This is a genomic window from Brachybacterium sp., from assembly GCF_036379615.1.
Taxonomy (GTDB): domain Bacteria; phylum Actinomycetota; class Actinomycetes; order Actinomycetales; family Dermabacteraceae; genus Brachybacterium.
Genome location: NZ_DASVGJ010000009.1, coordinates 1 through 17,966, shown reverse-complemented (window position 1 = coordinate 17,966; position 17,966 = coordinate 1). Strand labels below are relative to the sequence as shown.

18 protein-coding genes are annotated in these 17,966 nt (G+C 72.5%); 9 read left to right on the top strand and 9 right to left on the bottom strand.

Annotated elements, in window-relative coordinates; all coding sequences use genetic code 11:
- Nucleotides 1-178: 178 nt before the first annotated feature.
- Nucleotides 179-1,156 (top strand): type II CAAX endopeptidase family protein, encoded by a 978-nt coding sequence (locus VF289_RS02030; protein WP_330880583.1) that lies wholly within the window; start codon nucleotides 179-181, stop codon nucleotides 1,154-1,156.
- Between the two features lie 70 nt (nucleotides 1,157-1,226).
- On the opposite strand, the gene VF289_RS02025 is transcribed toward VF289_RS02030, so the two are convergent.
- Nucleotides 1,227-1,841, bottom strand: coding sequence for a TetR/AcrR family transcriptional regulator (locus VF289_RS02025; RefSeq protein WP_330880581.1), 615 nt, complete (start codon nucleotides 1,839-1,841; stop codon nucleotides 1,227-1,229).
- 97 nt (nucleotides 1,842-1,938) lie between these two features.
- On the opposite strand from VF289_RS02025, the gene VF289_RS02020 reads away from it, so the two are divergent.
- A complete protein-coding gene (locus VF289_RS02020; protein ID WP_330880579.1) occupies nucleotides 1,939-2,727 on the top strand; it encodes an SDR family oxidoreductase in 789 nt (262 codons plus the stop codon).
- Between the two features lie 77 nt (nucleotides 2,728-2,804).
- Here the strand turns inward: VF289_RS02020 and VF289_RS02015 are convergent, their stop codons facing one another.
- The 5 genes from VF289_RS02015 to VF289_RS01995 all read right to left on the bottom strand — a co-directional run bounded on the left by VF289_RS02015 (nucleotide 2,805) and on the right by VF289_RS01995 (nucleotide 7,534).
- Nucleotides 2,805-3,635 (bottom strand): SDR family oxidoreductase, encoded by an 831-nt coding sequence (locus VF289_RS02015; RefSeq protein WP_330880577.1) that lies wholly within the window; start codon nucleotides 3,633-3,635, stop codon nucleotides 2,805-2,807.
- Nucleotides 3,636-3,695: 60 nt separating this feature from the next.
- Nucleotides 3,696-4,301: a DUF488 domain-containing protein gene (locus tag VF289_RS02010; RefSeq protein WP_330880575.1), complete on the bottom strand. Its 606-nt coding sequence runs from the start codon at nucleotides 4,299-4,301 to the stop codon at nucleotides 3,696-3,698.
- Nucleotides 4,298-4,897, bottom strand: coding sequence for a cysteine hydrolase family protein (locus tag VF289_RS02005; protein WP_330880573.1), 600 nt, complete (start codon nucleotides 4,895-4,897; stop codon nucleotides 4,298-4,300). Before VF289_RS02005 ends, VF289_RS02010 begins: the two co-directional genes overlap by 4 nt.
- Nucleotides 4,881-5,867, bottom strand: a complete 987-nt coding sequence (locus tag VF289_RS02000) for a DMT family transporter (RefSeq protein WP_330880571.1) — start codon at nucleotides 5,865-5,867, stop codon at nucleotides 4,881-4,883. Before VF289_RS02000 ends, VF289_RS02005 begins: the two co-directional genes overlap by 17 nt.
- 158 nt (nucleotides 5,868-6,025) lie before the next feature.
- Nucleotides 6,026-7,534 carry a purine-cytosine permease family protein gene (locus tag VF289_RS01995; RefSeq protein WP_330880569.1) on the bottom strand — a complete coding sequence of 503 codons (1,509 nt, stop codon included), beginning with the start codon at nucleotides 7,532-7,534 and terminating at the stop codon, nucleotides 6,026-6,028.
- A gap of 278 nt (nucleotides 7,535-7,812) precedes the next feature.
- Between VF289_RS01995 and VF289_RS01990 the strand changes: the two genes are divergently transcribed.
- The 3 genes from VF289_RS01990 (at nucleotide 7,813) to VF289_RS01980 (ending at nucleotide 10,340) form a co-directional block, all read left to right on the top strand.
- Nucleotides 7,813-8,907: an FUSC family protein gene (locus VF289_RS01990; protein WP_330880567.1), complete on the top strand. Its 1,095-nt coding sequence runs from the start codon at nucleotides 7,813-7,815 to the stop codon at nucleotides 8,905-8,907.
- A 66-nt stretch (nucleotides 8,908-8,973) separates the two neighbouring features.
- Nucleotides 8,974-9,807, top strand: coding sequence for a methyltransferase domain-containing protein (locus tag VF289_RS01985; RefSeq protein WP_330880565.1), 834 nt, complete (start codon nucleotides 8,974-8,976; stop codon nucleotides 9,805-9,807).
- A 119-nt stretch (nucleotides 9,808-9,926) separates the two neighbouring features.
- Nucleotides 9,927-10,340, top strand: a complete 414-nt coding sequence (locus VF289_RS01980; protein WP_330880563.1) for a hypothetical protein — start codon at nucleotides 9,927-9,929, stop codon at nucleotides 10,338-10,340.
- Nucleotides 10,341-10,356: 16 nt separating this feature from the next.
- Here VF289_RS01980 and VF289_RS01975 read toward each other — a convergent pair whose 3' ends face one another.
- The 3 genes from VF289_RS01975 to VF289_RS01965 form a co-directional block, all read right to left on the bottom strand.
- On the bottom strand, nucleotides 10,357-11,673 hold the full coding sequence (locus VF289_RS01975; protein ID WP_330880561.1) for an RNA polymerase sigma factor: 1,317 nt from the start codon (nucleotides 11,671-11,673) through the stop codon (nucleotides 10,357-10,359).
- A gap of 47 nt (nucleotides 11,674-11,720) precedes the next feature.
- Nucleotides 11,721-12,071, bottom strand: coding sequence for a YciI family protein (locus tag VF289_RS01970; protein WP_330880559.1), 351 nt, complete (start codon nucleotides 12,069-12,071; stop codon nucleotides 11,721-11,723).
- Nucleotides 12,072-12,220: 149 nt separating this feature from the next.
- Nucleotides 12,221-13,213: a hypothetical protein gene (locus VF289_RS01965; protein ID WP_330880557.1), complete on the bottom strand. Its 993-nt coding sequence runs from the start codon at nucleotides 13,211-13,213 to the stop codon at nucleotides 12,221-12,223.
- Nucleotides 13,214-13,525: 312 nt separating this feature from the next.
- Between VF289_RS01965 and VF289_RS01960 the strand changes: the two genes are divergently transcribed.
- From VF289_RS01960 to VF289_RS01945, 4 genes are all read left to right on the top strand, one after another.
- Nucleotides 13,526-14,536 (top strand): siderophore ABC transporter substrate-binding protein, encoded by a 1,011-nt coding sequence (locus VF289_RS01960; RefSeq protein WP_330880555.1) that lies wholly within the window; start codon nucleotides 13,526-13,528, stop codon nucleotides 14,534-14,536.
- A 116-nt stretch (nucleotides 14,537-14,652) separates the two neighbouring features.
- The gene (locus VF289_RS01955; protein ID WP_330880553.1) at nucleotides 14,653-15,684 is read left to right on the top strand and encodes an ABC transporter permease; all 1,032 of its coding nucleotides are present in this window, start codon (nucleotides 14,653-14,655) and stop codon (nucleotides 15,682-15,684) included.
- Entirely contained in the window at nucleotides 15,677-16,831 is a 1,155-nt protein-coding gene (locus VF289_RS01950; protein WP_330880551.1) for an iron chelate uptake ABC transporter family permease subunit, read from the top strand. Before VF289_RS01955 ends, VF289_RS01950 begins: the two co-directional genes overlap by 8 nt.
- On the top strand, nucleotides 16,828-17,592 hold the full coding sequence (locus tag VF289_RS01945; RefSeq protein ID WP_330880549.1) for an ABC transporter ATP-binding protein: 765 nt from the start codon (nucleotides 16,828-16,830) through the stop codon (nucleotides 17,590-17,592). Before VF289_RS01950 ends, VF289_RS01945 begins: the two co-directional genes overlap by 4 nt.
- Nucleotides 17,593-17,966: the final 374 nt, after the last annotated feature.

Genomic DNA, 17,966 nt, shown 5'->3' with positions numbered 1-17,966 from the left:
GCGCTGCGGCGCCGCCCCTCCACGGGGCTCCGGGGGCGCCGCTGCCGGTGCCGGGCGCGACTGACCGTCGGGCGGGCCCGGACCGCGGGCTCGGGCCGTTCCCCGACCCGACGGGGGCCTCCGCGACGATCCCTCGGCAGCCGGTGACAGCGCACCGTCGCGGGCGCACGCTCGGGCCATGAGAACATCTCACGCCCCCGCCCCCATGGCCCCCATGGCCCCCGCCCCCGCCCCTATAGCCTCCGCCTCCGCCTCCGCCCTGCCGGTCCTCCCCGACACCCCCGTCGACCGCACCGACCGCCGCCGCGGGCTCCAGCTCGTGCTCGGGATCGCCCTGTTCCTCGGCGCCCAGCTCGTGATGGCGGGCGTGGCCGGCCTCGCCACCGCGGCCTCCGGCGCCCCGGCCGACGCCGACCCCGCCCCGTGGGCGCTGCTGCTCAGCGCCGTCGTCGGCGCCGCGCTCGCCCTCGGCGGATATCTCCTCATCGTGGGCCGGATCGGTGGCCGACCTGGCCTCGCGCTGCGGGGGCGCGGCAGACTCGCCGAGCTCGTGGTGGGCCTCGCGCTCGGCGTGGGCCTGATCGCGCTCAGCGTGGGTCTCATCGCCCTGCTGGGCGGCTACCGGGTCACCGGATTCGCCCCGTCGCCGCAGCTGCTGGTGCCGCTCGCGATCGGCCTCGGAGCCGGTGTGGTCGAGGAGATCGCGTTCCGCGGAGTCGTGATGCGCGTGCTCGATGCCTGGCTGGGCAGCTGGGCGGCGCTGACGATCACCTCCCTGCTCTTCGGCCTGGTCCACCTGATGAACCCCGGCGCCTCCCTGGTGAGCGCACTCGGCCTCGTGATCGAGGCGGGGGTGCTGCTGGGCGCCGCGTACCTGCTGACCCGTCGGCTGTGGCTCGCGTTCGGGCTGCACATCGCCTGGAACACGGTGCAGGCGGGGGTCTTCTCCTCGGCGGTCTCCGGGACCGGGCGGCAGAGCGGGCTGCTGATCGCCGAGACCTCCGGCCCCACGTGGCTCACCGGCGGCGCGATGGGCATCGAGGGGTCGCTGGTCAGCGTGCTGCTGGGGCTCGCGGTGGGCATCGTGATGCTGGTCCTCGCCGCCCGGCGCGGCCACCTGCTGCCCTCGGTGCGGGCGGAGCGCGCCGAGGGCTGAGTCCTCGTCCGAGGGCCGCCGCCGAGCGCCCGCCGGTCGTGCGGGGCCCGGTGGCCCCACGGCTCGGGGGTCAGCTCGTCGGCGTGCTGAGCCCGAGGTCGTGATCGGCGCTGCCGACGCCGCGGAGAAGGGTCTGCAGGACGAGGTTCGCCCGGTGCGCGGAGTCCTCGCCCTCAGGTCGTGCGGTGGCCGCCTCGTGGAGCAGGGCCATGTACACGTCGCGCGTCCACCGCAGGTCGGTCCCGGGGCGCAGGAGTCCGGCCTCGAGGGAGCGCTGCAGGAGGGAGTCCAGTGCGGCGATGCTGTCGGGGTCGACCCCTCGGGCTCCTTCGCCGCCCTGGTCGACGAGCTGCCAGGACGCTCGCCAGTCGACCTTGAGATCGAGCGTGGCGACGGTGAGCTGGTACAGGGCGACGAGCGGCGGTGCCGTCTCGGCGTTCGCCCCTGCGATGGCCTCGCGCAGCTTCGCATTCACCACCTCGACGAGGGCGTCTCGCAGCTCCTCCCTCGAGGAGAAGCGGCGATGCACCGTCGTGCGCGCGACGCCGGCCGCCGCGGCCACAGCGGCGAGGCTCGCCGTGGGGTCGGCGGCGAACACGCGCTCTGCGGCCTCGAGGATGCGGGCGATCGAGTTCTCCGCGTCGGCGCGGAGGGGTCGTGGTGAGCTCTGAGGATTCTCCGACATAGAGGGGATTGTACAGTCCTACCTGTTGACCTAAGTGCGTCATCTGTGTTGCAGTTAGGTGGTCGGCGTCCGGCCGACCTCACGGAAGGAAGACATCATGGATCTCCAGCTCTCGGGCAGGACCGCCCTCGTCACCGGTGCGAGCAGAGGAATGGGACTGGAGGTCGTGCGCGTCCTCCAGGAGGAAGGCGTCACCGTCGTGACCGCCTCGCGCTCCGTCACACCGGAGCTTGCCGCGACAGGGGCGGTGCCTCTGCTCGGTGACCTGTCCCGACCCGATGTCCCGGGCCGGATCGTGGCCGAGGCTCTCGACGTCACCGGGACGTTGGACATCCTCGTCAACAACGTCGGCGGCGGCGACCCGGGCGACCCTGGAGCAGGCTTCCTCGACGTCTCCGATCAGGCGTGGGCCTCCGCCTTCGAGCTGAACCTCTTCGCGGCCGTGAGGGCGACGCGGGCGGCTCTGCCCGCCCTGCTGGCGTCGCACGGAGCCGTCGTGAACGTCTCGTCCGACAGCGCGCGCCGGCCGCACACCGCACCGCTGCCGTACGGCGCGGCGAAGGCGGCGCTCAACGCGGTGACGAAGGGGCTGTCCGAGGAGTTCGGTCCGCAGGGGGTGCGGTTCAACACCGTGTCACCGTCGTCGACCCGCACCGCTCTGTGGGAGGGGGAGCAGAGCTTCGGTGCTGACCTCGCGCAGTCGATGGGTCTCACGCAGGAGGAGCTGATCGCTGCTCTCCCGGCGGAGATGGGGATGCTGACCGGTCGATTCATCGAGCCGCGGGAGATCGCGACGACGATCGCCTACCTGGTCTCGCCGCTCGCGGCCAGCGTGCACGGCGCCACCTGGGTCGTCGATGCCGGGGTCTCGAAGACCGTCGCGTAGCCAGCGGCGCGAGAGCCCGCACCGGGGGCTGCCCGGGCCGGGGCGTCGGCCCCGGTCCGCGCCGCCGGGTGCCGCTGTCAGAGCGCCGGCGTCGCGAACCCGCCGTTGGAGTGCAGCAGCTGGCCGCGGATCCAGGCGCCCTGCTCGGAGACGAGGAAGCGCACCAGGTCCGCGACGGTGTCCGTGCCTCCGAGGTGTCCGGCGGGAGTCGCCGCCGCCCCGGAGGCGCGGATCTCGTCGTCCATCCACCCGGTGTCGATCGGCCCGGGGTTGATGACGTTGGTGCGCAGATCGCGGTCGGCGAGCTCGTGCGTGCCGGCGAGGACCAGGCGGTCCAGTGCGCCCTTGGTCGCCCCGTAGGGGAGGTTGTGCACGGTGTGGTCGCTGGTCAGGGCGATCATGGCGCCACCGGGGGTGTCGCGGCCGGGCTGGACCTGCTCGGCGAAGGCCTTCAGCAGCAGCCAGGTGGCGCGCACGTTGACCGCGTAGTGGCGGTCGAAGCTCTCCACCGTCGTGTCCAGGATCGAGGAGTCCACCGACTCGCAGTGGCAGGTCACCAGCACCCCGAGCGTGCCCAGCGCGTCCCGGGCGGCGGACACGAGGGCGGAGGGGGCGGCGGGGTCCTCGAGATCGCCGGGCAGCAGCTCGACCCGGATCCCATCGGCCCGCAGCTCCTCGGCGAGCAGCTGGACGTCGGAGTCCTCGCCGAGCACCCGGCGATCGTAGGGAGCGTGGTAGTTCAGGGCCAGGTCGTAGCCGTCGGCCGCGAGCCCCCGGGCGATCGCGGCGGCGATCCCGCGCCGACGGCCCACGCCGGTCAGCAGGGCGGTGCGGGGCTGGGCGGCAGCGGGCTGCGCCGCGGGCTCGGGCTGCGCGGAGACATCGGGGAGGGGGGAGGAGGAGTGCATGCGGCCGACGGTAGGGCCGGGCCGCCGCAGGGGCAATCCGTTATCGCCCGCCGCCGCGGGTCAGGACTCGTCGGCGCGGTCCCAGACGACGTGCCCGTCCGTGTCGAGGCGGGCACCCTCGCTCGGTTCGTGCGGCCGCTGCTGTCCCGTATGCATGAGGTCGAGGACCTCGGCCGCGTGCTCGAGCAGCATCACATCGGCGATCAGACGGCGATGGCAGCGCCACCACACGGCCTCCGAGCACAGGACGGCGGTGCGGCCGCGGGAGAGGTCCTCCCGCAGCTCGGCGAGCCCGGCGCGGAACTCCTCGCTGCGGGTCCAGCCGGCGTAGGCGCGGAACTGCGCCACGCGCCACCAGGGGTCGGGGGAGGCGGCGTCCTCCTCCTTGCTCAGCCGACGCCGCCCTCCCAGCCGCTCGTCCCAGCGGTAGCCGATGCCGGCGTCGGTGCAGATCTCCTCGATCGCGCCGCGGGCGGCGGCGTCGTTCGAGCGGGAGCCGGGGAAGCGGCGCACGTCCACCAGCTGCCGGATCCCGGCCCCGGTGAGCAGGTCGGCGAGCTCGTCCCGCTCCAGCCGCCCGTGGCCCACCGTGAGCAGGGTGCCGCCCGTCCCGGGCAGAGCTGTCCCGGACGCAGGCGTCCCGGACGCAGCCGTGCCGGGGGTCACGAGGCGGTGGGAGACGGGCGCTGGGCGGCCGGCTCGAGCAGCTCCGTGCTCGTGGCCAGTTCGACCTGCGGAGGGAACAGGCCCAGGGTGTGCAGGGCCGCAGCCCCGTTCTCCGCGCTCGAGGCCGCACAGGCATCGGTGACCACCGTGAGGTGGGCTCCGGCGTCGGCCGCGGCGAGCACGGTGGTGAGCACGCAGCAGTCGGTCGAGACCCCGGCGACCAGCAGGTGTGGGGCCGGGCCGACGATCCCGCGCAGCTGCGGTCCCCATTTGCCGAAGGTGGGCTGGTCCACCGTGGGGTGGGCGGTGAGGGCGGCGGCACCGTCGACCAGCTGGTAGAGCGGGTCGGTCGCGGGGACGTCCGCGAAGGGCCAGGCGGCGAAGTACTCGCCCCAGGCGGTGGTGCGATCGGCGGTGGGCAGCCAGCGACTGATCACCGTGCGCTCGGGGCCCACCTGGGCGGCGAGCTGCTGGATGCGCGGCCAGGCCTGCTCCCAGAACGGGGAGGCCCAGTCGGAGTCCGGGGCGGCGAAGATCCGCTGCGGGTCGACGATCAGCAGCCAGGGTGCGGGGCGCGGCTCAGGCGCAGGGGGCATGGATGGGGTCCTCTCCGGTCCGGGCCTCGACGCTCGGCTCTCTCGCTGTGGAGCCAGGGTAGTCCGCCCGGCGCCCCGGCCGCAGGGCGCGCAGCACCGCGGGAGCGATCGCGAACGCCGCTCCGGCCAGGCACAGCACTCCGCCGACGGCCGCCAGCGGCGGCGGCACCTCGCGCAGCAGCAGCCAGGCCAGCCCCAGGGTCAGCGCGGGCACCAGCAGGGAGGAGGAGCTGAGCAGTCCGGCGCCGGTGTGGGTCAGCGCGTAGCCCCACAGCAGGAAGGCGAGCGCGGTGGGGAACACCCCTAGGTAGACCACGCCCAGCAGGGAGCCCAGGGGTGCCGCGCCCGCCTCCGAGATCAGGGCCGGGGCGAAGGGCAGGCAGGCCAGGGTGCCGGCGACCACACCGATCACCGTCATCGAGGTCGAGCCGACGTGGGCCAGCAGCAGCTTCTGGGCGAGCACGCTGCCGGCGTAGAGCAGCGCCGCGGCGAGCCCCAGCACCACGCCGAGGCCGGAGAGCCCGCCGGTGGAGGCGCCCACGGAGATCAGCACGATCCCGCTGAAGGCCACCAGCACCCCGGCCAGCAGCCGCACGGACAGCGCCTCGCCGAGCAGCAGGCCCGAGGCGACCGCGACGATCAGCGGGGCGAGGTTCACCAGCATGGCCGCAGTGGCCGCGTCGAGAAACAGCTCGGCGGCGTTGAGCACCACGAGGTACAGCGCGAACCAGGCAACGCCCCAGCCCAGCACCGCCGCCCACAGCCGGGCGGTGCGCGGCGGGCGCACCCGGCCCAGGAGCAGCAGGGGCAGCAGCACCACCGAGGCGGCGCTCACCCGCAGCAGCGTCATCGCCCCGGGGGAGAAGTCGTGGCCCGCCACCCGGATCACCAGGAAGGACGAGGCCCACATGAGCATCACCCCGCTCGCGGCGAGCCACGGCAGGGCAGGGTGGGAGGGGAAGGGGTGCATGGAGCCATCGTGGACCCTGCGGGCCGCGGTGGCCAGGGACTGCTCACGCCCCGCGACGGCGAGCCCGGTCCAGCACTGGCGAGCCCACCCCGCCGAGCGGGCCTGCCGAGCGGGCAGACCCGGCGCGGCCATCGGCCGGGCGATCAGGCCGGCGCAGCTCAGCGCCGCTCCTGCGCCCGGATCCTCCCGCGACGCGCGAACCAGGTCACCCCGAAGCCGAGCACCAGGGCCAGCAGCACGCCGATGTTGGAATAGGCCCAGTTCCCGTCCCAGTAGGAGCCGGCCGGATCATCCACGAAGGTGCCCAGGCCCAGCGGCTCCAGCAGGTAGCCCTGCCAGTTGTTCCAGGGGGCGTCCTCGGTGAAGGAGTTGACCACCAGGCCCCAGCCCAGGATCGAGGCGACGACCATCGTGAGGATCGAGGTCCAGTCGACGGCGCCGTAGCGTCCGGCGGGGTCGAACAGGGCCTTCTCGTCGTAGTCCGCGCGGCGGGAGACGATGTCGGCGATGAGGATGCCCGCCCAGGCGGCGATCGGCACGCCGAGGGTGATCAGGAAGCTCTGGAACGGGCCGATGAAGCTGGTCGCGAAGAACGCCACCCAGATGGTGCCGGCGGTGAGGATCAGCCCGTCGACGGCCGCGGCGGCCGGGCGGGGGATGCGGATCCCGAGGCTGATCAGGGTCAGCCCCGAGGAGTAGATGCCCAGCACCGCGCCGGAGACCAGGGTCAGCACGGCGACGATCCAGAAGGGGATCAGCGCCCACAGCGGCAGGATCGTCACCAGCGCACCGATGGGGTCGCCCTCGATCGCGCCGCGCAGCCCCTCGTCGGAGCCCGCCAGCAGCAGGCCGAAGATCACCAGCACCACCGGGGCGGCGGCGCCGCCCACGGTGTTCCACAGCACGATCGACCCGTCGGACGCCGTGCGCTTCTGGTACCGCGACCAGTCGGCGGCGATGTTGATCCAGCCCAGCCCGAAGCCCGTCATCACCATCACCAGCGCGCCGATCATCGCCTGCGGGGAGCCGGAGGGGGCTGCGAGCACGGCGGCGAGGTCGATGTGGGGGATGGTGAGGATCATGAACAGGATCGTCATCGCGCCGGTCGCCCAGGTGAGGATCGACTGGAGCTTCATGATGGTGTGATAGCCGAGCACGCTCGCGCCCACGATCAGGGCGGCGATGAGGATCGCGGCGATCACGGTGACCGCCTGCCCGGAGGCGAGGCCCAGCACGTCGAAGACGGTGGCGGTGGCGAGCACGGCGGAGATCGCCAGCGAGGTCTCCCAGCCGATCGAGGTCAGCCAGGAGACGATGCCCGGCACCTTCTGCCCGTGCACCCCGAAGGCCGCCCGCGAGAGCACCATCGTCGGCGCGCTGCCGCGCTTGCCCGCGATCGCGACCAGCCCGCACAGCAGGAAGCTGATGATGATGCCGATGACCGCCACGATGGTGGCCTGCACGAAGCTGATGCCGAAGCCGAGCAGGTAGGAGCCGTAGCTCATCCCGAACACGGAGACGTTCGCGGCGAACCAGGGCCAGACGAGATCTCGGGGCCGCGCGGTCCTCTCCGTCTCCGCGATGATCTCGATGCCGGCGGTCTCGATGACCCCGGCGCCGCCGACAGGCGCGGGAACGGGAGCGGTGGGTGTCTCAGGGGGTGTCATGGACGGCTCCGGGGAGGCTGGGCCGGTGGTTCCGGCCGACGGGGATGCTGCGCGACTGATCTCGGGATTCTCCCATGGGGTGTGACCGGATCAGGGGATGACCAGAGGCGACTGCCGCCATACAGTGGCAGGTGCGCCCCGTGCGCACCTCCTCCGGACGCCCCGTCGGCCCCATCGCACGAGTCCCTGCGATCCCGCCGCCGGCCCGTCCGCTCCCACCGTCACCACCGCAGGGTCGGCCCGCGGCTCGGCCGTCGCGCCGTCCCGGAAGGAGCCCCGTGCCCTCAGCATCCTCCCGGATCCGGGCGTCGGCGACGCGACTGCTGAGCCTCGGGCCCAGCCGCGTGGACCACATCCCGGCCTTCCGCATCGCGCTGGGCCTGGCGATCCCGCTGTCGGTGCTGCTGGTGACGGGACGCGTCGAGTGGGCGATGTACGTGGGCTTCGGTGCGTTCACCGGCATCTACTCGAGGTACGAGCCGACGCGGATGCGCTTCCGCCGCCAGTCGATGGCGGGGGTGCTGCTCACCGTGTGCGTGACCCTCGGCGCGAGCCTCGCCCAGGTCGGGGAGTCCATGGGCGGGACGGCGGAGTCCTGGACGACCCTGGGGGTCGGTTCGCTCGTGGCCGGACTGGCCGCCGCGGTGGTGCTGAAGCTCGGCCTGAAGCCGGGCGGTGCGGTGTTCCCGCTGTTCGCGGTCGCGGCCATCGCCTCGGCTCCGCCGGCTGCTCCGATCTGGGCCGCCTTCCTCATCGCCGGCGGCTGCGCGGCGCTGTGCGTGGTGCTGGGCCTGCTCGGGCACTGGGCGGGGGAGCGCCACCCGGGAGCGGAGGTGCGCGCCGCGACGGAGACCTGGTCGCGCGCGCAATTGGGCTCGGAGTTCGGCCGCTTCGCGGTCGCCTCCGCGATCGCCGGGGCGCTGGGGATCGCCTCCGGGCTGCCGTTCCCGTACTGGGCGCAGATCGCGGCGATCGCGCCGCTGTCGGCACCGGGCCGCACCCTGCAGGTCGAACGAGGGCTGCACCGCATCATCGGCACCACCCTGGGGATCATCACCACCGCCTTCCTGCTCTCCTTCCCCGCCGAGCCGTGGCAGCTGGTGGTGTGGGTGGTGGTGCTGCAGTTCCTCGCCGAGATGTACGTGATGCGCAACTACTCCTTCGCTCTGCTGTTCGTCACCCCGCTGGCGCTGCTCATGGTGCAGCTCGCCCACCCGCAGCCGATCGGGGCGATGCTCGAGGCGCGTGTGCTCGAGACCGTCATCGGCGCCGTGGTGGGGATCGCCGTGGTGATCGCGGCGGCCGTGTGGGATCGACGGGCGGCGCTGCGGAGGCCCGCGGCCGGCGGCACGGAGGGCGAGGGCCGCGGCTGAGCGGTACGGCCGGCCACGGAGTGGTCGTCCCTGGCCGGAGGGCCGTGCACGTCCTAGCGTCGGGCCATGCCGGACAACGCAGACGCCCCCGCAGCCCCACCCGCCCCCGCCTACACCCACGGCTACGGCGCCGCCGTGCTCGACAGCCACCGCACCCGCACCGCCGAGAACTCCGCCGCGCACCTGCTCCCGCATCTGCGTCCCGGGATGCGGTTGCTGGACGTGGGCAGCGGGGCGGGCACGATCACCGCCGACCTGGCCCGGATCGTCGGCCCCGAGAGCGTCACCGCGCTCGAGGTCTCCGAGCAGTCCGCCGAGCTCACCCGCACCGAGCTCGCCCGGCAGGGGCTCGATGCCGTGCAGGTGCTGGTCGGCGACGCGCAGGCGCTGCCGCTTCCGGACGGCAGCGTCGATGTGGTCCATGCCCACCAGGTGCTCCAGCACCTGCCGCGCCCGGTGGCCGCGCTCGCCGAGTTCCGACGGGTCACCCGGCCTGGTGGGATCGTGTCGGTGCGCGACAGCGACTACGAGGGCTTCCGCTGGTGGCCGGAACGGCCGTCCCTGGATCGATGGCTCGAGCTCTACCTGCGCGCCGCCCGCGCCAACGGCGGCACCCCGGACGCCGGGCGCCGGTTGCTGGCATGGGCCCATGAGGCCGGCTTCGAGGACGTCACCCCCGGCGCCTCGACCTGGCTGCACGCCACGCCCGAGACGCGTCGGGCCTGGGCCGAGACCTGTGCTGGCCGTCTCGTCGACGGGCCCTTCGCCGAACAGCTCGGGCGAGAGGCCTGGGCGGGTGCCGAGGAGCGCACAGTCCTCGCCGAGGGGTTTCGAACCTGGGCCGACCATCCCGACGGCTGGTTCAGCGTCCTGCACGGCGAGATCATCGCGCGGGCCTGAGTCGCGCGGGGAGAGCCTCCCGCGAGCCCCGCCTCCGCAGCAGCACCCGGTTCAGAGTCGACAACCGATCTGCCGTACCGTATCGTTGAAAACGAAAACACTTCTACTCGGGAGGTCCCATGTCCCTCAGCACCGCCGTCCTCCGCGCCGTCCCCGGCGCGTTCATCCTCAACTCCGGCATCGGCAAGCTCGGCATGCCCGCCGAGATGGCCGCAGGTCTGCAGGGCATGGCCGCGCAGGGCGTGCCGCCCCTGGGCAAGCTCACCCCCGAGCAGTTCGCGAAGTTCCTCAGCTACGGCGAGATCGCCGTCGGCGCTTCCCTGCTCCTGCCCTTCGTGCCCACCAAGGTGGCGGGCCTGGGCCTGGCCGCGTTCTCCGGCTCGATGGTGTCGATGTACCTGCGCACCCCGGGGATGACCGAGTCCGACGGCGTGCGGCCCACCCAGGACGGCACCGCCGTGGCGAAGGACAGCTGGCTGCTCGCGATCGCCGCGGCGCTGCTGCTCTCCGGGGGCAAGTCCGAGAAGAACTGATCCCGGCCTGCCCGGTTCAGCCGGGCCCCGCCGAGGAGCGGCCGGCCTCCGGCGCGGCGCCGCTCTCCAGGCCCGCGTCGCTCTCGAGCGCCGCCGCGGCCTCGTGCGCCCGCGCCCGTCGACGCTCCAGGAACCGGCGCTCGCCGGCGTTCTCCGCCAGGTCGAGCGCACTGTCCCACGCGGTGACGGCGGCCCGGGGCTGACCCGCCTCCTCGTGCAGCAGGGCGAGGGCCGCGTGGAAGGGATGGTGGCGGGCGAGCTCGGGCTCCTCCGCGAGCTCCTGGAGCCGCCGCAGGCCTTCGCGCGGAGACTGCGCCCGGCCCGCCGCGATCGCGCGGTTCATCCGGACCACCGGGTCCTCGCCATGCTGCAGCAGCAGCGAGTACAGCGAGACGATCTGCGCCCAGTCCGTTGCGGCGAAGCTCTCCGCCTCGGCGTGGACCGCAGCGATCGCGGCCTGGATGGTCAGCCGCCCGGCGTCCTCCCGGCCCGCCGCTTCCTCCGCGAGCGCCAGCCCTTCCGTCCGGAGCGCCTGGTCCCAGCGGGAGCGGTCCTGCTCCTCGAGGGGGATCGGGGTGCCGTCGGCCTCCTGCCGTGCGGGGGAGCGGGCATCGGTGAGCAGCAGCAGCGCGAGCAGGCCCTGCGGCTCGGCCGCCGTGGGCAGGAGCTGGTGGAGGAGGCGGGCGAGACGGATCGCCTCCGCGGTGAGCTCTCGCCGGATCGGGGTATCACCGCTGGTCGCGGCGTACCCCTCGGTGAAGATCAGGGAGATCGCGGTGAGCACCAGCGGCAGTCGACGCTCCCGCTCGGCGGGGTCGGGCGGGACGGTCAGCGGGATGCTGTTGCTCGCGATCCGCTTCTTGGCCCGGGTGATCCGCGCCTGCAGGGTGGGGACCGGCAGCAGCAGGGCCTGCGCGACCTCCGAGGTGGACAGCGAGCCCACGAAACGCAGCATCAGCGCGATCCGATCCGCCGGGGCGATCGCCGGGTGGCAGCAGCCCATCAGCATGGCCAGGCGGTCGTCCGGGAGCTCGCCCTCTTCGAGGGCGCGATGATCGGCCGACGAGGCCGCGGGAGACCCCTCCAGCAGGTGCAGCTCGGCGAGCCGGCGCGCGCTGGTGGCGTCCCGGCGCACCCTGTCGAGGGCGGCCCGCTTCGCCGTGGTGGTCAGCCAGGCCAGCGGACTGCGGGGGACGCCCTGCGCCGGCCAGCTGCGCAGCGCGGACTCCATCGCCTCGGAGGCGGCGTCCTCGGCGAGATCGAGATCGCCGAAACGGCGCACGAGCGTGGCCAGCAGGCGGCTGTGCTCCTCCCGGTGGAACCGGGCCAGCACATCGTCCGACGGGAGCCCCTCGTGCGCCGGTTCCGGGTCCGTGTCGTTCAGAGCTCGAGCATCGGCCGCACTTCGACGCGGCCACCGATCGCGCCCGGGCACTTCGCGGCCCAGGCCAGGGCCTCGTCGAGAGTGTCGACCTCGAGGACGATGGTGCCACCGACGAACTCACGGCTCTCCGCGTACGGACCCGCGGTGATCACCGGTTCCGCGTCGCGGGAGGCCTTGGAGAGGCTGGTGCCCTCCTCGGGGTCGGTGAGGCCGAAACCGCCGGCCAGCACCCCGGCCTGCTCGAGCTCGGCGTCGAAGGCGACGAACTCCTCGACGCCGGGGCCCTCCTCGCTCTCCCCGCAGCGCTCATCGGCGATGTTCCCCATCAGCAGCAGGACGTACTTCATGGTGACTCCTTCGTGGGTGCCTCGACCGAGCCGTGCGGCCCGGACACCACTATGACGAACGAGCCGGGCGCAGATCGACACCTGGGGCGGAACCCGTCGGGATCCGGTGCTCGCACGCCGAGGTCCGTGGGGTCGGTCTCCGCGCGGGGTCAGAGCACCTGCAGGTTCTCGATCATCGACTCCAGCCCTGCGACCTGCTGATCGTGGCCGACCGCCGCGCCGCCGTCGAAGACGGCGGGTCCGTCCGGGGTGTCCACGACGATCACCGTCAGGCGCCAGGCGTCGGTCGTGTGGAAGAGGGCGAGCTCGGAGATCTGCACGTCGGCGCTGACGATCCAGGCCGGGTGCCCGTCGACGGTGAACTCCTCATCGCGGTAGTTCTTCAGCTCCGCCGGGTCGTCGTAGATCTCCTGGACCTCGTCGCGGCTGATCCCGCACTGGAAGATCGCGCGCGCGGTGTCCTCCGCGCCGGGGTAGCCGCCCTCCTCCTCGGGGAAATCGACGGCGGCGACCGAGGCGATGGTGTACCAGCCGTTCTCCACCGCCTGGTGCGCGAAGCTCTGATCCACCTGGTAGGCGCTGCCGCCGCTCCAGTCCTGGCCGACCTCCCAGCCCTCCGGGACCGGGAACTCGAGGCCGCCGCCACGGACCGCTCCCTCGACCTGCTCGGTCTCGACCACGTTGTCGCGGATCGTGCAGTCGACGGTGGGCTGCTCGGCGACGGTGACCTCGCCGTCCGCCTCGTCCGTCTGCTCCTCCGTGGGGACGAACTCGGAGGGCTCGGTCTCCTCGGGCTCGGTCTCCTCCGGCCCCTCCGCGGTGGTGCCGGTCTCCTCGCCGGAGGTGGGATCCTCCGGAGTGGCCTTGAAGACCGTCTGGGAGAGCACCAGGGCCACGATCGCGAGGACGACCACGAGGCATCCGACGCCGCCCAGCAGGAACGCGAGCAGCGGGCCCTTCCCGCCACCGGAGCCCTGCGGCCCGCCGGAGCCGCCTGCGGCGCCGTGCTCGCCGCCTCGCCCGTCGGCGCCGCCGGAGTGGTCCGGCAGTCGGGGCGCGCCGCCGGAGCCGCTCGCGCCGCCGCTTCCGCCGCCGGAGAAGTCCGGCAGCTGCGGCCCTGATGCGCCGGTGCGCTCGTCCACGCTGATCCCCCTCGAAGTGCTGTGCTGCTCGACCGACTGCCCTGCTCGACCTGCCGAACTGTGCGGCCGGCTGTGCTGCTCGGCGCGCACCCACCAGCGGCGCCGCGGCCCACCCTAGCGGGAGGCGATGGCGCCGCGGGAACGGTGGGGGATCCGGTGCCCTGTGACCAGATGCACAGCCCAGAACCCCCCAGGATCGCCAATAAAGCAACGCTCGGGTGGCGAAAACCGGCCAGGTGAGGCTAACCTCAGTACGTCCCTGCGGGGCGTCCCGCTCGGCGGCGCCCGGAGTCCTCCAGAGAGAGCCTTGCCATGACGACCTTCCCCCGCCGCCACTTCGGCGCGCTGTCCGCCGCCGGTGCCCTCGGGCTGATCCTCTCGGCCTGCGGTGCCTCAGCCGGCGAGAGCGGCGCCGGCTCCGGCGACAGCGCCGAGGCCGGGGCCGCCGGCACCGTCGAGATCGAGGACAACCACGGCGCCCAGAGCATCCAAACCCCTCCGAGCTCCGTGGTCGCGACCGACAACTCCACCTTCGAGACCCTCGACACCTGGGGCGTCACCCTCACCGCCGCCGCGCGCGCCCTGATGCCGCCGACGATCGGCTACCGCGACGACGAATCCGTCATCGACCTCGGCAACCACCGTGAGCCCGACCTCGAGGCCGTCGTCGCCGCCGAGCCCACCCTGATCATCAACGGCGGTCGCTTCGCCCAGTACCGCGAGGACTTCCTGAAGTACGCGCCGGACGCCGCGATCGTCGAGGTCGACCCTCGCGATGACCAGCCCTACGCCGAGGAGCTCAAGCGCGGCGTGACCGTCCTCGGGCAGATCTTCGCCAAGGAGACCGAGGCCGAGCAGCTGGTCAGCGACTTCGACGCCGCGATCGAGCGCGTCCAGGCCGCCTACAACGGCACCGACACCATCATGGCGGTGAACACCTCCGGCGGCGAGATCGGCTACATCGCCCCCGGCAACGGCCGCACCCTGGGCTGGACCTTCGAGCAGTTCGGCTTCGCCCCGGCGCTCGAGGTCGAGGGTGCCAGCGACGACCACGAGGGTGACGACATCTCCGTCGAGGCGATCGCGGACTCGAACCCGACCTGGATCCTGGTGATGGACCGCGATGCGGCCGTCGCCGCCGACGACCCCGAGTACTCCCCGGCCAACGAGCTGCTGGACTCCTCCGACGCCCTCGCAGGCGTCACCGCCGTGGCCGAGGGCAACATCGTCTACATGCCCACGGACACCTACACCAACGAGTCCATCCAGACCTTCACGGAGTACTTCCAGAGCCTGGCGGACGCCTTCGAGGCCAAGGCCTGAGCCACGGGCACCGCCGACGACCTCCGCGCGGCGGGCAGGACCACCCCGGTCCTGCCCGCCGTTCGGCGCGTCCGGCGGCGATCCGTCGGCGCTGAGCACTTCCCCCAGGAGACCTGATGTCCAGTCCTTCCCATGCCAGGGAGGCCCACGCCCGAGAGGCCCACGACCGGGAGGCCCATGACCGGGAGCGCAGGGGCCGCGAGCGCCTGATCGACGGCAAGCTCGTGATCGGCATCGTGGTGGTCGCCCTGCTTCTGGTCGCCTCCCTGTTCACCGGGGTGTACGACATCTTCGGGGCGGACGACGGGGCCGAGATGTTCGCGATCACCCGCATCCCGCGCACGGTGGCTCTGGTCCTGGCCGGGGCCGCGATGGCGATGTCCGGGCTGATCATGCAGCTGATGACCCAAAACCGCTTCGTGGAGCCGACGACCACCGGCACCACGGAGTGGGCGGGCCTGGGCCTGATCCTGGTGATGGTGCTGGTGCCCGGCGCCGGACTGCTGACACGCATGACCGTCGCGATCATCTTCTCCTTCGTCGGCACCATGGTGTTCTTCCTGTTCCTGCGGAAGGTCACCCTGCGCAGCTCGCTGATCGTGCCGATCATCGGCATCATGCTCGGCGCGGTCGTCGGCTCGGTCTCCACCTTCGTGGCCCTCCAGTTCGACGCCCTGCAGAACCTCGGCGTCTGGTTCGCCGGCTCCTTCACCTCGGTGCTGCGCGGCAGCTACGAGGTGCTGTGGATCGTGCTGCTGGTGGGGATCGCGGTGTTCCTGGTCGCGGACCGCCTCACCGTGATCGGCCTGGGGGAGGACGTCGCCACCAATGTGGGCGTGAACTACCAGCAGGTGCTGCTGCTGGGCACCGGACTGGTCGCGGTCGCCACCGGCGTGGTGACCGTGGTGGTCGGCAACCTGCCCTTCCTGGGCCTGATCGTGCCGAACGTGGTCTCGATGATCCGCGGTGACGACCTGCGCTCGAACCTGCCCTGGGTGTGCCTGCTGGGCATCGCGATCGTGACCGTCTGCGACCTCATCGGGCGGATCATCATCATGCCCTTCGAGGTGCCGGTCTCCCTGATCCTCGGGATCGTCGGCGCCGTCGTGTTCATCGGCCTGCTGATGAGGCAGCGCCGTCATGGCTGAGCGCACGCCCACCGCCCCGGCCCACAGGCAGCTCCCGGATCGCCGGCTCGGCGCCGCCCGCAAGGAGCCGATCAGCCCCGCCATCAGCACCTCTCCCGCCGATCTGGTCGGCGACCTGGAGGTGATCGGGGCACCGCGCCGTCCCCGCAGCAGCGCCGGGGCCTTCCCCGACGCCCGCTCGCGTCGGCGCTACTGGATCGTGCTCGTCGCGCTCGCGGTGCTGGCGGCGGGGTTCGGCGCGGGGCTGCTCGCCGTCGGCAACCCGATGCCGCCGGGCTCGCGCGGCTTCTGGCTGATCGCCGAGATGCGGGCGACCTCGCTGGTGGTGATGGTGGTGGTCGCGTTCTGCCAGGCGGTCGCGACGATCACCTTCATGACCGTCACCAACAACCGCATCATCACGCCCTCCATCATGGGCTTCGAGTCGCTGTACACGGTGATCCAGACCAGCGCGGTCTACCTGCTCGGCGCCACCGGCGTGATGGTCCTGCAGGGCACCGGCCAGTTCCTGCTGCAGATCCTGGCGATGGTGGGGCTCGCGGTGCTGCTCTACGGCTGGCTGCTGCGGGGGAAGTACGCGAACATCCAGGTGATGCTGCTGGTGGGCATCATCCTGGGCGGCGGCATGGGGGCGGTCTCGACCTTCATGCAGCGGCTGCTCTCGCCGAGCGAGTTCGACGTGCTCTCCGCCCGCCTGTTCGGCTCGGTCAACAACGCCAGCGCCGAGTACCTGCCGGTCGCGATCCCGCTGGTCCTCGTCGCGGGTGCTCTGATCTGGGCGAACGCCCACCGGCTCAACGTCATCTCGCTGGGACGGGATGTGTGCATCAACGTCGGCGTCGACCACGGCCGCCAGACCATCTACATGCTGGTGCTGGTCTCGATCCTGATGGCGGTCTCCACCGCCCTCGTCGGCCCCATGACCTTCTTCGGCTTCCTGGTCGCGACGCTGACCTTCCAGCTCGCCGGCACCCACGACCACCGCCGACTGCTCCCGATCGGCGTGCTCACCGGCTTCGTGGTGCTCGCCGGCGCGTACTTCGTCATGAACCACGTGTTCTATGCCCAGGGCGTGGTCTCCATCATCATCGAACTCGTCGGAGGCTCCGTGTTCCTCCTCGTCATCCTGCGGAAGGGGCGCCTGTGATCTCCATCGATGCAGTGCGGAAGCAGTACACCTCCTCGTCGGGGAGCGTCGTGATCGGCCCGGTCACCGTCGACATCCCCTCCGGAGGCGTGACCGCGCTGGTGGGTCCCAACGGCGCCGGGAAGTCCACCCTGCTGACCATGGCGGGCCGCCTGCTGGGCATCGACGAGGGCGCGATCGAGGTGGCCGGCTACGACATCTCCTCGACCGCGTCGAAGGACCTCGCCAAGATCCTCTCGGTGCTGCGCCAGGAGAACCACTTCATCACCCGCCTCACCGTGCGCCAGCTGGTGGGCTTCGGTCGCTTCCCCTACTCCAAGGGTCGCCTGACCCGGCTGGACGAGCACAAGATCTCCGAGGCGATCGACTTCCTGAACCTCGACGAGCTCGAGGACCGCTATCTCGACCAGCTCTCCGGCGGTCAGCGTCAGCGCGCCTATGTCGCGATGGTGCTGGCGCAGGACACCGAGTACGTGCTGCTGGACGAGCCGCTGAACAACCTCGACATGCGCCACAGCGTGCAGATGATGGGGCGGCTGCGCGATGCTGCGCGCGAACTGGACCGCACCATCGTCGTGGTGCTGCACGACATCAACTTCGCCGCCCACTACGCGGACCACATCATCGCCATGAAGGACGGCGGCGTGGTCGAGTCCGGACCTGTCGACGCGATCATGGACGGTGAGGTGCTCACCCGGGTCTTCGACACCCCGGTGCAGGTCATCGAGGGGCCGACGGGTCCGCTCGCGGTCTACTACTGATCCGGCGGGCGTGCCCCCGGCCCCCCGCCCGGCATCCCGCGGCGGCGGCGCCCGCCCAACGCCCCTGCCCGGCCCCGCCCCGCCCAGCGCCCCTGCCCGGCCTCGCCCAGCGCGCCTGCCCGGCGTCCCGGGGAGGTGGCGCCGAGGAATGCTTCTTTCTGAACCACTTCAGGGACCATTCCGGCTGAGAACGGCGCATTCGTCGGGTGTCCCTGGCGTTTCCGTCAAGGGGGGCGGGTCAGGCAGCGAGGGTGAGTTCGGAAGGGGGCGCCGCCGCTGCGCCAGCCCACAGGCTCGCCGGCGCTCGGGCCCGCCAGCCCGCAGGCCCGCCACCCGCAGGCCCGGCGCCCGCAGGCCCGGCGGCGCGCAGGCCC

Coding starts and splice junctions, on each gene's coding strand:
- VF289_RS02000 (WP_330880571.1), bottom strand. CDS start 5,867: ATGCACCCCTTCCCCTCCCACCCTGCCCTGCCGTGGCTCGCCGCGAGC.
- VF289_RS02030 (WP_330880583.1), top strand. CDS start 179: ATGAGAACATCTCACGCCCCCGCCCCCATGGCCCCCATGGCCCCCGCC.
- VF289_RS01995 (WP_330880569.1), bottom strand. CDS start 7,534: ATGACACCCCCTGAGACACCCACCGCTCCCGTTCCCGCGCCTGTCGGC.
- VF289_RS01970 (WP_330880559.1), bottom strand. CDS start 12,071: ATGAAGTACGTCCTGCTGCTGATGGGGAACATCGCCGATGAGCGCTGC.
- VF289_RS01955 (WP_330880553.1), top strand. CDS start 14,653: ATGTCCAGTCCTTCCCATGCCAGGGAGGCCCACGCCCGAGAGGCCCAC.
- VF289_RS02015 (WP_330880577.1), bottom strand. CDS start 3,635: ATGCACTCCTCCTCCCCCCTCCCCGATGTCTCCGCGCAGCCCGAGCCC.
- VF289_RS02025 (WP_330880581.1), bottom strand. CDS start 1,841: ATGTCGGAGAATCCTCAGAGCTCACCACGACCCCTCCGCGCCGACGCG.
- VF289_RS01950 (WP_330880551.1), top strand. CDS start 15,677: ATGGCTGAGCGCACGCCCACCGCCCCGGCCCACAGGCAGCTCCCGGAT.
- VF289_RS02020 (WP_330880579.1), top strand. CDS start 1,939: ATGGATCTCCAGCTCTCGGGCAGGACCGCCCTCGTCACCGGTGCGAGC.
- VF289_RS01960 (WP_330880555.1), top strand. CDS start 13,526: ATGACGACCTTCCCCCGCCGCCACTTCGGCGCGCTGTCCGCCGCCGGT.
- VF289_RS01980 (WP_330880563.1), top strand. CDS start 9,927: ATGTCCCTCAGCACCGCCGTCCTCCGCGCCGTCCCCGGCGCGTTCATC.
- VF289_RS01985 (WP_330880565.1), top strand. CDS start 8,974: ATGCCGGACAACGCAGACGCCCCCGCAGCCCCACCCGCCCCCGCCTAC.
- VF289_RS02005 (WP_330880573.1), bottom strand. CDS start 4,897: ATGCCCCCTGCGCCTGAGCCGCGCCCCGCACCCTGGCTGCTGATCGTC.